The sequence below is a fragment of the Pseudomonas sp. DSV-1 genome, assembly GCF_035830915.1.
Taxonomy (GTDB): domain Bacteria; phylum Pseudomonadota; class Gammaproteobacteria; order Pseudomonadales; family Pseudomonadaceae; genus Aquipseudomonas.
The window spans coordinates 2,239,166-2,251,923 of sequence record NZ_JAYMYG010000001.1; the positions used below are offsets into that span (position 1 = coordinate 2,239,166).

11 protein-coding genes are annotated in these 12,758 nt (G+C 60.4%); 6 read left to right on the forward strand and 5 right to left on the reverse strand.

Annotated features, from left to right (window positions below):
- Positions 1 to 281: 281 nt before the first annotated feature.
- On the forward strand, positions 282 to 1,493 hold the full coding sequence (locus tag VSQ83_RS10615) for a YeeE/YedE family protein (RefSeq protein ID WP_326426574.1): 1,212 nt from the start codon (positions 282 to 284) through the stop codon (positions 1,491 to 1,493).
- Between the two features lie 96 nt (positions 1,494 to 1,589).
- Here VSQ83_RS10615 and VSQ83_RS10620 read toward each other — a convergent pair whose 3' ends face one another.
- Together VSQ83_RS10620 and VSQ83_RS10625 are read right to left on the reverse strand one after the other, a co-directional pair.
- Complete coding sequence (locus VSQ83_RS10620) at positions 1,590 to 3,104, reverse strand: nucleobase:cation symporter-2 family protein (RefSeq protein WP_326426576.1); 1,515 nt, start codon at positions 3,102 to 3,104, stop codon at positions 1,590 to 1,592.
- A gap of 126 nt (positions 3,105 to 3,230) precedes the next feature.
- Positions 3,231 to 4,589, reverse strand: a complete 1,359-nt coding sequence (locus tag VSQ83_RS10625) for an 8-oxoguanine deaminase (protein ID WP_219263105.1) — start codon at positions 4,587 to 4,589, stop codon at positions 3,231 to 3,233.
- 334 nt (positions 4,590 to 4,923) lie between these two features.
- Between VSQ83_RS10625 and VSQ83_RS10630 the strand changes: the two genes are divergently transcribed.
- Together VSQ83_RS10630 and VSQ83_RS10635 are read left to right on the forward strand one after the other, a co-directional pair.
- Positions 4,924 to 5,787: a sensor domain-containing diguanylate cyclase gene (locus tag VSQ83_RS10630; RefSeq protein WP_326426579.1), complete on the forward strand. Its 864-nt coding sequence runs from the start codon at positions 4,924 to 4,926 to the stop codon at positions 5,785 to 5,787.
- Between the two features lie 359 nt (positions 5,788 to 6,146).
- Complete coding sequence (locus tag VSQ83_RS10635) at positions 6,147 to 7,439, forward strand: MFS transporter (RefSeq protein WP_219263103.1); 1,293 nt, start codon at positions 6,147 to 6,149, stop codon at positions 7,437 to 7,439.
- Positions 7,440 to 7,490: 51 nt separating this feature from the next.
- Here the strand turns inward: VSQ83_RS10635 and VSQ83_RS10640 are convergent, their stop codons facing one another.
- Positions 7,491 to 8,030 (reverse strand): DUF1523 family protein, encoded by a 540-nt coding sequence (locus tag VSQ83_RS10640; protein ID WP_133076908.1) that lies wholly within the window; start codon positions 8,028 to 8,030, stop codon positions 7,491 to 7,493.
- Between the two features lie 370 nt (positions 8,031 to 8,400).
- Here VSQ83_RS10640 and VSQ83_RS10645 point away from each other — a divergent pair, with 370 nt between their 5' ends.
- Both VSQ83_RS10645 and VSQ83_RS10650 read left to right on the forward strand, forming a co-directional pair.
- On the forward strand, positions 8,401 to 9,426 hold the full coding sequence (locus tag VSQ83_RS10645) for a GlxA family transcriptional regulator (RefSeq protein WP_219263101.1): 1,026 nt from the start codon (positions 8,401 to 8,403) through the stop codon (positions 9,424 to 9,426).
- 110 nt (positions 9,427 to 9,536) lie between these two features.
- Entirely contained in the window at positions 9,537 to 10,193 is a 657-nt protein-coding gene (locus VSQ83_RS10650; protein ID WP_326426582.1) for an MgtC/SapB family protein, read from the forward strand.
- A 15-nt stretch (positions 10,194 to 10,208) separates the two neighbouring features.
- Here the strand turns inward: VSQ83_RS10650 and VSQ83_RS10655 are convergent, their stop codons facing one another.
- On the reverse strand, positions 10,209 to 11,417 hold the full coding sequence (locus VSQ83_RS10655; protein ID WP_326427702.1) for an MFS transporter: 1,209 nt from the start codon (positions 11,415 to 11,417) through the stop codon (positions 10,209 to 10,211).
- Between the two features lie 164 nt (positions 11,418 to 11,581).
- On the opposite strand from VSQ83_RS10655, the gene VSQ83_RS10660 reads away from it, so the two are divergent.
- Entirely contained in the window at positions 11,582 to 12,031 is a 450-nt protein-coding gene (locus tag VSQ83_RS10660; RefSeq protein WP_133076904.1) for a winged helix-turn-helix transcriptional regulator, read from the forward strand.
- A 64-nt stretch (positions 12,032 to 12,095) separates the two neighbouring features.
- On the opposite strand, the gene VSQ83_RS10665 is transcribed toward VSQ83_RS10660, so the two are convergent.
- On the reverse strand, positions 12,096 to 12,755 hold the full coding sequence (locus tag VSQ83_RS10665) for a CoA transferase subunit B (RefSeq protein ID WP_219263100.1): 660 nt from the start codon (positions 12,753 to 12,755) through the stop codon (positions 12,096 to 12,098).
- Positions 12,756 to 12,758 lie beyond the last annotated feature (3 nt).

The following is a 12,758-nucleotide window of genomic DNA, read 5'->3' on the forward strand; positions in this document are numbered from 1 at the left end:
TCGCAGCCTTCGTTCCTCGTCAGCGACTACACGCGGGATGGGTGACGAACTCTGTAGCCGCTGACGAGCCGTGCGAGGCTGCGATCGGCTGCGCAGCAGTCGTATCAGGGATACCGCGTGTGCCGGTTTTTCGGCCGCTTCGTCGCAGTGGCGCACCATCTCGATCGCAGCCTCGTTCTACTCGTCAGCGACTACACGCGGCTGCACAGCAATTGACCGCCGCGCAGGTTTATACTCGGCACCTTCGCAATTCATCACTTCCCTGGGTATCGAGATTTCTCATGAGCCGTTCTCTTTCCATGTCTCCTGCGCGCAAGCCGGTCGCGCCACTGGTGGCTTTTGTCCTTTTGTTGTTTGGCGCAGCGTTCCTGCAAAACAGTGTCGGCTCGCGCCAGGTTCTGTTGCTGGTCGTCGGGGCCGCTCTGGGTTTGACGCTCTATCACGCGGCCTTCGGATTTACTTCGGCATGGCGGGTGTTTATCAATGATCGACGCGGCGCAGGTTTGCGTGCGCAAATGGTGATGCTCGCTGTGGCGGTGGTGCTGTTTTTCCCCGCGCTGGGAGCTGGCACTTTGTTTGGCCAGCCGGTGGTCGGTCTGGTGGCGCCTGTCGGGATTTCGGTGGTGTTCGGCGCATTCATTTTCGGGATTGGCATGCAACTGGGCGGCGGGTGTGCGTCCGGGACCCTGTTCACCGTCGGTGGCGGCAATGCACGAATGCTGGTCACGCTGTTGTTCTTTATCTGCGGCTCCCTGATTGCCACTCACCATGTCGACTGGTGGTTTGCGCTGCCCTCGTTTGCACCCGTTTCCATCGTCAAGAGCTTTGGCGTGGTTCCGGCTTTGCTCTTGAGTCTGGCCGTGTTCGCAGTCATTGCTGCGGTGACGGTGCGCCTGGAAAAGGGCCGTCATGGCACGCTGGAAGCGGGCGTTAGCAGCGAACATCAGGGGCTGCGCCGCTTCTTGCGGGGGCCGTGGCCGTTGGTATGGGGGGCGATCGGCCTGGCGTTGCTCAATTACGCCACGCTGGCCCTGGCCGGGCGGCCCTGGGGCATTACGTCGGCCTTTGCACTGTGGGGCGCCAAGGCCGCGAGCGGGTTGGGCGTCGATGTCGGCAGCTGGGCGTTCTGGCAGATGCCGGGCAATGCCAAAGCCCTGGCCGCGCCTGTCTGGGAAGACGTCACCAGCGTCATGAACATGGGCATTGTCCTGGGTGCGCTCTTGGCGGCAGGTCTGGCCGGGCGTTTCGCACCCAGCCTGAAAATCCCGGCCCGCTCGCTGGTGGCGGCGGTGATCGGCGGCTTGTTGCTCGGTTATGGTTCGCGTCTGGCCTACGGCTGCAACATCGGTGCGTATTTCAGTGGCATCGCGTCGGGCAGCCTGCATGGCTGGGTGTGGCTCGTGGCTGCTTTTATCGGCAATAGCGTGGGCGTGCGCCTGCGGCCATTGTTCTTTGAAGGCGAGCGTCGGCAGGTGGCGCTGAGCGGCTGCTGAGAAGGCGGGCGGTACGGGCGTGCTGATCCCTTCTCAGCAACGCCCGTATTGACGCGACAGGAAATCTTTACGCCGATTTCCTGGGTTCAAGGTTGATCAGTGTTCTTGCTCGAAGTGCTTTTTACGGGGTGACGAGGCGTGCTCATGGTGCTCGTCGGTCTCCACAATCGGCACTTCCTTGCCGTTGCAGTCGAACAGCTTGCCATCGCGGAACACGTCACCGTCGTTGAGCCGGCTGATATCCCGTGAGTGCAGGATGCGATCGCTGGCGGCGACGAATACCGACTGTTGGTCGGAGTTACCGGCCCGCAGGTGGTTGAACAGCAGGTTGAGCAGGATGGCCATGATCGCTGCCGAGCTGATGCCGGAGTGGAAAATGGTCTCGAACCAGGTCGGGAAGTGGTGATAGAAGTTGGGCGCCGCAATCGGGATCATGCCGAAGCCGATCGATGTCGCCACGATGATCAGGTTCATGTTGTTGCGGTAATCCACTTGGGCCAGGGTGCGGATGCCGCTGGCCGCGACGGTGCCGAACAGTACCAGGCCAGCACCACCGAGGACGGCAGTGGGTACGGCCGCCACCAGTCTGCCCATGACCGGCAGCAGGCCCAGCGTCACCAGGATCAACCCCGCCGTCGCCACCACGTAGCGGCTCTTCACGCCGGTGACGGCTACCAGGCCAACGTTTTGCGCAAAGGCACTCTGGGTGAAGGAGCCAAACAGTGGCGCCAGTGCGCTGGAGATCATGTCCGCCCGCAGGCCGTTGCCGAGGCGTTTCGAGTCGACTTTGGTTTCGATGATCTCTCCGACGGCGAGAATGTCCGCGGAGGTTTCGACCATGGTCACGATGATCACGATCAGCATCGACAGGATGGCGGCAAGCTTGAACTCAGGCATGCCGTAGTGCAGGACTTCGGGCAGTGCGACCAGTGAGCCTTCCAGCACATTGGAGAAGTCGGTCATCCCAAAGGCCCATGCGACCAGGGTGCCGATGACGATCGCCAGCAGAATCGACAAGCGAGAAATACTGGCGCTCCCCAGCTTGCTCAGCAGCAGTACGGTCACCAGCGTGAATGCCGCCAGGCCGATGTTGGCCGTGCTGCCAAAGTCTGCGGCCTGACTGTTGCCACCCATGGCCCAGCGGGCCGTGACAGGCATCAGGGTCAGGCCGATGGTGACGATGACGATACCCGTCACCAGCGGCGGAAAGTACTTGATGATGCTCGAAAACAACGGCGTGATCAGCAAGCCCACCAGCGACGCCACAATCACCGCCCCGAACACCACAGGCAGCCCGCCAGCGCCGTTGCTGCCGATAATGGCGACCATGGTGGCGACACCGGCGAAGGACACCCCCTGAACCAGCGGCAGGCGACAGCCGAAGAAGGGAATGCCAAGGGTTTGCAGCAATGTGGCCAGGCCTCCTGCGAACAGGGATGCCGCGATCAGCAGGCCAACATCGGCTGAAGAAAGGCCGGCAGCCTGACCGATGATCAGGGGGACAGCGATGATGCCTCCGTACATGGTCAGCACATGCTGAAGTCCGTAGGCCAGGTTGGCGCCAATACCGAGGTTTTCGTCCTCTGGACGAGATGAAGCGGAAGAAGTCATGGTGAGTAGCTCGCTTTTGTTATTTTAGATGCGTCTAACAGCACGTTCTCAGTCGCATTCGACGAGTTTTGGGCTCAGTAGCGGCCCGTCGTTGCCCTCAGTGCAGAGCGCAACGGTTTGAGCGGATCATTCGCCGCTGACCAACTGACGGGCCAACTGGTTGTGGCGCTCCAGCACCCGGGGCAGGTCGACGGTGGTGAGGTGGCCGTCCTTTACCACCACACGACCATTGATCACGCTGGTGTCGACGTGGGTCGGGGTGCAGAACACCAGGGCAGCCAGTGGATCGTGAAGGGCGCCGGCATAGGCCAGGTGACCAAGGTCGAAGGCCACGAAGTCCGCCACCATGCCGGGGGCCAGGGCACCAATGTCATTGCGGTTGAGTACTTTGGCGCCGCCCAGTGTTGCGATCTCCAGTGCTTCGCGGGCGGACATCGCGTCGGGGCCAAAACCGACACGCTGCAACAGCAGCGCCTGGCGTACTTCGCCGATCATGCTGGCGCCATCGTTGGAGGCCGAACCGTCGACACCCAGGCCCACCGATACGCCGTGGTCGCGCATCGTGCGGATCGGCGCGATCCCCGAACCCAGTCGCATGTTCGAGCACGGGCAGTGGGCGACCCCGGTACCGGTGCGGGCGAACAGTTCGATGCCGTGCTGGTCCAGTTGCACACAGTGGGCGTGCCACACGTCGGGGCCGACCCAGCCCAGGTCTTCGACGTATTGGGCGGGGGTCATGCCGAACTTCTCGCGGCTGTAGGCGATGTCGTTGATGTTCTCCGCAAGGTGCGTGTGCAGCGACACACCGTACTGGCGCGCAAGAACGGCTGATTCGCGCATCAGGTCGCGGCTCACTGAAAAAGGTGAGCAGGGCGCCACGACCATGCGCAGCATCGAGCCATGACGGGCGTCGTGGTAGTCCTCGATCAGGCGCTGGGAGTCCTTGAGGATGTCGCTTTCTTTTTCCACCACCGAGTCGGGCGGCAGACCGCCCAGGCTTTGGCCCACACTCATGCTGCCGCGGGCAGCGTGAAAGCGCATGCCAATCTCTGCCGCTGCATGGATGCTGTCGTCGAGCTTGCAGCCGTTGGGGTAGATGTAGAGATGGTCACTGGATGTGGTGCAGCCGGACAAAATCAGTTCGGCCATCGCGGTTTGGGTCGAAACGGCGATCATTTCAGGCGTCAGTCGCGCCCAGATTGGATACAAGTTTGTCAGCCAGTTGAACAATTCGCCGTCCTGCGCCGCCGGTACTACACGGGTCAGGCTCTGGTACATATGGTGGTGGGTATTGACCAGCCCCGGGATCACCACTTTGCCGGCCATGTCCAGAATCACGTCGGCGTGTTGGGGCAGGGTGTCGGTCGGACCGACCTGCCTGATCAGGTTGTCTTCGATGAACAGGCCACCGCGCCTGATCTCCCGACGTTCACCATCCATTGTCACCAAAAGTTCTGCGTTTTTGACCAGTAAAGTTTTGGGCATGGTTTTTCCTCTTCCGTGATGGCTCAAGCAAGCATCGGTGTGCGTGTTGAATGACATGTCTGGATGACGCTCGATGGGTTCGAGCCGCTGTGGAGGTTGCATGGTTATTAACCGTCGCAGTACGCACCGGCGACTGCCGGGGTCGTAGGCGCGAATTTATGTAAACAGAATTCAAATAGATTGTATACAAGTAAAGTGGGTGCGCTGATTTACCCGGTAACAGCGGGCGCCCGTTCCACCCGTCCAGTTCTTGGGTCGGAAAAAGGGAATGTTTTGCCATTACATTGCCATCACTCTATGATCAAAATGCGCTATTTACCGGACGCACAACCCTATGCCCGTTGACCTGGACGCTCTCTACCCCAAGCTGATTCATTTGATGCTGGACACGGTTTTTGTGGTCGACAGGGACAACCGGATTGCATTTGTCAGTAATGCCTGCGAGGCGCTGCTCGGCTACTTTGCCGAGGAACTGACCGGAACCGTTATTACGGACTACATGCATCCTGAGGATCTGGCGACCACGCGGGCCTCCATTGCCCGGGTCATGAACGGCCAGGCTCACGTTGATTTTCGCAACCGCTACATCCGCAAGGATGGAAGCATCGTGTATATCCTCTGGGCTGCCTTTTGGTCCGAGGATGTGGGCGCGCGGATCGGCGTTGCGCGGGACGTGACGGCCCTCAGGGATGCCGAAGATGAATTACGCTTCCTTGCCCATCATGATCCGCTGACAAAGTTGACCAACCGCTCGCTGTTCAATGATCGGCTGGACCTGGCCCTGCGGGCGGCGAACCGGCGCAAAAGCACTCTGGCCCTGCTGTTCGTGGACATGAATGACTTCAAGGGCATCAATGACATTTACGGGCATGCCATGGGCGATCGTGTGTTGTGCATGGCGGCTCGACGGCTGGAGAGCTGCGTGCGCGAGACGGACACCGTGGCACGGATGGGCGGCGATGAGTTCACGGTCCTGTTGACGGATATTGGCTCGCAGGACGTCGTGCTCGATAAAGTCACACAGATCAACGCGGTCATGGCTCAGCCGCTGGGCGCCGAGTTTGGCGGGATGTACATGCCGTCCTGCAGTATCGGCGTGGCCTTTTATCCGGCAGACGGGGTGGATGCCGATACGCTGCTCAGCCATGCCGATGGCGAGATGTACCGGGTCAAGCGAAGCCGTTCTCTGGCCGGTTGAAGGCCCGTGCGGTGGCTTCGCCTGCGCCTTTTCGTGGCCGGATACAGTGTCGTTGGCGTTTTGCTCTCCGGGGAGGGCGTTTTTTGGCGCTATGGGTTGAAAAATCAGATCGCCGTCTCTTCAACTTGCACGTCTCAGCGGCTACCATGCGCGCCCTGGTTTTGCATGCCCGGTCAGTGCCAAGGTTTGCGCCCAGCCTGCCTTGAACCTTTCCTGTAACTCGCCAGCCACGGCTGTGGCGTCGAACGAAGCTCAATCACACATACCTGTTTTCTTATCCCGCCCCGGTCTTTGCCCGTGCCGGGCTGCACCTGCCTGTCGCGGGTTTTTCCATTGATCAATGAGGTCGTGAGTTAATTATGTCTGTGCAACTGCTGGCGATGGCGCTGGCACCTTTACTTGGGCTGTTTATCATCAGCATCGGCAACGGCATGCTTGCGTCACTGACGACATTGCGACTCGATACCCTCGGCGAGTCAGCCACCATGGTCGGCATCGTCTCTTCGGCTTATTTCATCGGCCTGACTCTGGGCTCGATTTTCAATGACCGGTTGATCGTGCGGATCGGCCATATCCGCGCCTACAGCTGCTTCGCTGCCCTGATTGCCACCATGATTCTGTTCCAGGGGATGAGCTCTGATCCCTGGACCTGGTTCGTGTTGCGGCTGATCACAGGCTGGGCCAGTGTCGGCGTGTTTCTTGTGGTGGAAAGCTGGTTGCTGATGGCGGCCGACCCCAAGATCCGCGGGCGCCTGCTGGCGCTGTACATGATTGCCCTCTACGGCGCAGGCCTGCTGGGGCAAGTCAACCTGGGTGCCATCGCGCAAACCGGTGACACCATTCCCTTCATGATTGCGGCCATCCTGGCCTCGCTGTCCCTGTTGCCCATTGTCATGATTCCCCGTGCAACGCCCATCGTGGAGCGCGCCGAACCGCTGATGCCGCTGCAGCTACTGCGCACAACGCCGACCGGGGTCATCGGCTGCTTTGGTTCGGGCATTGCCATTGCGGCGGTGTATGCACTGCTGCCGCTGTACCTGCAACGCATCGGCATGGACGTGACTGAAGTCGGACACATGATGGCCAGTGTCATCCTTGGCGCCATGCTGTTGCAGTACCCGGTCGGGCGCTGGTCGGATCATCAGGACAGGCATCTGGTGCTGATCGTGCTGGGGGCTGCCTGCGCGGTGTTGTCGCTGATCATCCTGTTCCTGCCGCCTGGGTCGCCCTTGCTGGTCGTGGCGTTTTTCCTGCTGGGGGGCGGCATTTTCGCGATTTACCCGGTGGCAGTCAGTCACGCGGCGGATCGGGCATCGTCGGGGGCGATCGTGCGCATGATCCAGGGTTTGTTGTTGATCAACTCCCTGGGTTCTGCCGTCAGCCCGCTGGTGATTTCACCGTTGATGACCAAAGTGGGCGAAGGCGGGCTGTTCTGGGCGCTGGCTGCGCTCAATGTGTGCCTGGTGCTGTTGTTTGTGTGGCGGCGCGGCAAGCGTTCTGAGCCTGTCACGGCCGCACCGTTCACTGCAGCGGCACAGATGTCGGCGGTGGGCGTGGAGATGCGCGTCACTGAAGACCTGGCCCAGGCCGTGCTCGATCACGAGCGCGATGCCGACGGTGATGACGAGCACAGGGCGCAGCGTCAGGCCTAGGGGGCGCGCACGATGGTTGAAAGGAAATGCGCCCCGGCAGGGGCGCATTGATCAGCTCACCGGCATTTGCGGGCGGCGTTTGACGCGGCGTTTTACAAACACGGCAATAAACAGCACCACCAGTGCCATTACGCTGAAGAACACCGTGTTGAACCAGGGGAAGGGTTCATCGCGGGTCTTGGTGGCTTCGATCGCGGTAATGTTCGGGAACACCGAGAAGATCTTGATGCGCCATCCGTAATATCGAATCAGTGCCAGCTGCTCGGCATCGCGGGAGTATCCCTGGGCCTTGGCCTGGATGTCAGCGGAGTCGAACTTGAAATACCAGGGGAAGGACCAGCCGGTATCCTCGTTGCGATAAACCATGACTTCCTTGGTCACCGGGTCTTCAGTGTTGATGAAGTACACATCGCGGGTCGGGCCGTCAGCCGGATTTTCAGCGTTGATGACGCCATTGTGATCGACCCGTTTGACTTCAACCCCGGTGACCATCACCACATCGTGTTGAGGTAGAAAGTAAAACAGCCCCAGCGCTACAGCGCCGACTGCAAGCAGGATCGCGCCCAGAATGATGCCCTTGAGCCACTTCATGCAAAAACCCCGTACATATTGATAATTCCTGATTGCTGTTGATTGAACCACTGGCGGAGCTTATCGCAGCCTACGTAAAGGACTACAAGTTCCGAGTGAGTTGCCTACATGATTTGTAGCAGTTTAGTTGTTCCGCTACACCATATGCCGCTGTTGGGGCGCGGGGGCACGAGAGATGTAGTCGCTGCCGCAGGCTGCGATCGGGCCCGAAGGGCTCGCGCTGTGCAAAAGCCGAAGGTCCTTCGGACCTTATCGCAGCCTGCGGCACCGGCTACAGGTTGTGTGCACAAGTACGGCAGCTGTGCCCCATGGCAGGAGGAGCTTTTTAGCCTGCCGGGGGGTAGCATTGGGCCTTATCACTGCATAAGAAATGGATCGAACCTTGATCGAGCGACGTCAATTCAGCACTGGCATGAAGGGCAAGAACCTTCGCTATCTCAACGACAGCCCCGCCGAGGCTGGCCCGGTGGTCCGCACGGGTTTTGTGCTGCTCGAGCATTTTTCGCTGCCCGCGTTTACCCAGGCGCTGGACACCCTCATCACCGCCAACCTGCTGCGAGCCGGTTTGTTTACATCGCGCACCTATGGCTTGAGCGACGGTGAGGTCATCAGCGATCTGGGCCTGGTGATCCGCCCCGATGCGCGCATTGATCCGGGGATGATCGATGAACTGGACCTGCTGGTCATTTGCGGTGGCTACAGAACCGAACTCCACATCAGCGACGAACTGGTCAGTCTGCTCAGGGCCGCTTCCAGCGCGGGCATTACTCTTGGCGGGTTATGGAACGGTGCCTGGTTTCTGGCCAGTGCCGGGCTGCTGGACGGTTACCGTTGCGCTATTCACCCCGAACACCGGCCCGCACTGGCCGAAGTGGCGAAGGCAGCCCAGGTCACCAGCGAGCCGTACGTCATTGACCGTGACCGCCTGACGGCCTCAAGCCCTGCGGGGGCGTTCCAGATGGCGCTGGGCTGGATCAAGGGCTTGCATGACAAGGCGCTGGTGGAGGGTATCGAGGATATCCTGGCGTTCGAAGAGTCCCGCTATCGGCGGATCAAGCCTGCGCAGAACATCTGCGTGAGCGCCCCACTGCGTGAAGTGGTCATGCTGATGGACGCCAACCTTGAGGAACCCCTGGAGCTGGAACAACTGGCGGTCTATGTCGGCCGTTCCCGTCGCCAGCTGGAGCGCCTGTTCAAGGAGCAGTTGGGCACCACGCCGCAACGCTATTACCTCGAGCTGCGCATCACCGAAGCCCGTCGCCTGCTGCAACACACCGAGCTGTCACAGGTGGATGTGCTGGTGGCCTGCGGGTTCGTGTCGCCCAGCCATTTCAGCAAGTGTTACAGCGCCTATTTCGGCTACCGGCCATCCAGGGAAGTGCGCCTGGTCAAATAACGTGGATGCATGGCGGCGCTGCACACGGCTGATCCTTGGCTATGCTGTTGGCATTCACTGCGCAGGCAGGTGCTCTGGCTAGAGGGACTGGAATGATTTCAGAATGGGAAATGATCGCGCGTCTGCTGTTGGCCTCGGTGTTGGGCAGCATGATTGGTTTGCAACGGGAGCATCAGTTTTGGACCGCAGGTTTGCGCACCCATATGCTGGTGGCGACCGGGGCGTGTCTATTTATGATCGTATCGGCCTTTGGTTTTCAACAGGCGCTGACCCAGCAGGGTACGCAACTCGATCCTTCGCGGATCGCCGCGCAGATCGTCACCGGTATCGGCTTTCTCGGTGCCGGCTCGATTATGATGCGCGGTGAAGTGATCAAGGGGCTGACAACGGCCGCAAGCCTGTGGGCGGTCGCGGCCATCGGTATGACCATCGGAGGCGGGCTGTATTTGCTGGGGGTGGCCGCGACCCTTCTGATTCTGCTTATCCTGATTACCATCGGGCCGATTGAGCACCGGTATCGCGATTACATAAAGGTGCATGTCATCAAGCTGGTAGCGCCGATCGGGGTGCTGAATCGCCAGAGCCTCGAGGACTTTCTCGGTGCCGATGCTGGCCGTCTCAAGCAGGTGGTGGTCGAGCAGGGGCCTGACATGGGCACCGAAAGCATCACGGTCGAGTTCAGGAAAACCAGCCGGGTGGAAACCGCAGAGCTGTTGAAAAAGATTCTGACGATCCCGGATGTCCGTGAGGAACCGCCTCCTCACTGACAGCCGTTGGCGTTGTTATCCGGTATGCCGGGTGACTGTTCCCGTGTGCTGAACAGTGCCCGGCATCTGGTTCAGTGTGACGGCCCAGAAAACGAGGGCCGTCAGGCTGACACCGGCGCCGAGCAGGCACACGCCGGTCCAGCCCCATGCCGCGTATAGGGCCGTGGACGCCAGTGAGCCGAACCCGCTGCCAATGGCATAAAACAGCATGTAGCAGCCCACGACACGACTGTGTGCATCGGGGCGTGTGTTGAAAATCATGCTCTGGTTGGTGACATGAATGGCCTGGGCGCCGAGGTCGAGGATCACGACGCCGATAACCAGCCAAACCATCGAGTAAGTCGTAAGCCAGAGTGCAACCCAGGCCGGTATCAGCAATCCCAGGGATATGCCGGTTGTCCATTGCCCCAGCCCTTTATCCGCCCAGACCCCGGCGCGGGTGGCCGCCAGTGCGCCCACTACGCCCACCAGGCCAAATGTGCCGATGGTTGTGTGCGAAAACCCGTAGGGCGCGTGGGTCAGGAGAAACACCAGCGCACTCCAGAAAATCCCCAGCACCGCAAAAATGAACAAGGCGAGCATCCCGCGGATTTGCAGCACGGGATCTTCCCTGAGCAATGTAAACATCGAGAGCACCAGCCGCGCATATCCAGTGGGTGTGGCTGACGGTCGCTGTGACGGCAAGACTTTGTAGAGGATCAAACCGAGCGCCATCATCACCAGTGCTGAACCCAGGTAAACCCAGCGCCACCCGGCCAGGTCCGCAATCAGCCCGGCTGCCAGCCGTGACAGTAACAGGCCAATCACAACCCCGCCCTGGACCGTGCCCACCACCCGACCGCGTTCTTGCGGCAAGGACGCGGTGGCGGCGAAGGCGATAAAGCCCTGGGTCATGGCGGTTCCCAGCAGGCCTATCCCGAGCATGGCCAGCAGCATGATCAAGGGGGAGTGGGTCATGGCCACGCAAAAAAGCCCGGCGATCAGTGCGCCGATCTGGGCCAGCATCAAGGTCCGGCGGTTTACCTGGTCGCCCAGGGGCACGATCAGCAGCAAGGCCAGCACACTGCCGACCTGAGTGGCGGTAATCACACCGCCGACCGCGCCAGGGCTGATGGCAAAATCTTCGGCCACCTGGTCAAGCAACGGCTGGGCGTAATAAACGTTCGCCACACTCAGCCCGCTGGCGCAGGCAAACACCCCGACCAGCCCTCGCGGTGTGCGCATCGGGACCGACGCAGTAACGGGATAGAGTTGATTGTTGGGCACGGGTAAACCTCTCGGTAATCCAGTCTTGAAATAAGACTTGTTTCATTCTAGGTCAGCCAGTCTTAAAATGAAACTTGATGCGGGAACTCACCCGGATTTCCAGGACAAACAAAGGAGCGAGCATGGCCAGGCAGCATATGGATCCAGCCCCAACGTGTCCGGTGGCACGGACTGTGGACTTGATCGGCGATCGCTGGTCGTTATTGATCGTGCGCGACGCGTTCGATGGGGTCAGGCGATTTGGAGACTTCCAGAATGGTCTGGGGGTGGCACGCAGCGTGCTGACCCAGCGTCTAAAGGGGCTGGTCGAGGCCGGTATTCTGCAGGTGCAGCCAGCCTCTGACGGGACCTCGTATCAGGAGTACGTCTTGACGGCGAAGGGTGAGGGGTTGTTCCCGGTGGTCGTGGCTTTGCGCCAATGGGCAGAGCAGCATGCGTTCGAGCCGCACGAGGCCCGCTCGCAACTCGTGGATACAGCCACAGGGCAGCCGTTGGGGTTGATGCAGCCCATAAGCGCCCAGGGACAGGTTATTGCCCCTGAGCAGACCCGGGTCATCAAAAAAACGCTGTGACTGACAATGCTGTTCACTCAGGTTTTTTTTGGCTCTGTGGGAGCGTTGCTCTTGAGTGAACGGTTCAGACGAATTGCATTTCCGGGACGTGGTCCGGGACGATCAGCTTGCCTGCGGTTTTGCGAACGATTTCGTCGACGCTGACGCCGGGTGCGCGTTCCTTGAGGATGAATGCACCGTTGTCTATTTCCAGATAGGCAAGGTCGGTCAAGACACGCTTGATGCAACCCGCGCCGGTCAAAGGCAGGCTGCAACGGGACAACAGCTTGGACTCTCCGTCCTTGGACGCGTGGGTCATGGTGACGATGATGTTTTCCGCGCCGGCCACCAGGTCCATCGCGCCGCCCATGCCCTTGACCAGCTTGCCGGGGATCATCCAGGAGGCGATGTTGCCGTGTACGTCGACTTCAAAGGCACCGAGTACGGTGAGGTCGATATGGCCGCCGCGAATCATCGCGAACGACTCTGCCGAGGAGAAAATCGACGCCCCGGTGCGCGCGGTGACGGTTTGCTTGCCGGCGTTGATCATGTCGGCGTCCGCTTCACCGACGCGGGGGAATGCACCCATGCCGAGCAGGCCGTTTTCCGATTGCAGCATGACTTCCATGCCTTCGGGAATGTAGTTGGCGACCAGGGTCGGGATGCCGATGCCCAGGTTTACATAGAAGCCGTCCTGCATTTCGCGGGCGACGCGCTGAGCCATTTGTTCGCGGGTAAGAGCCATGGT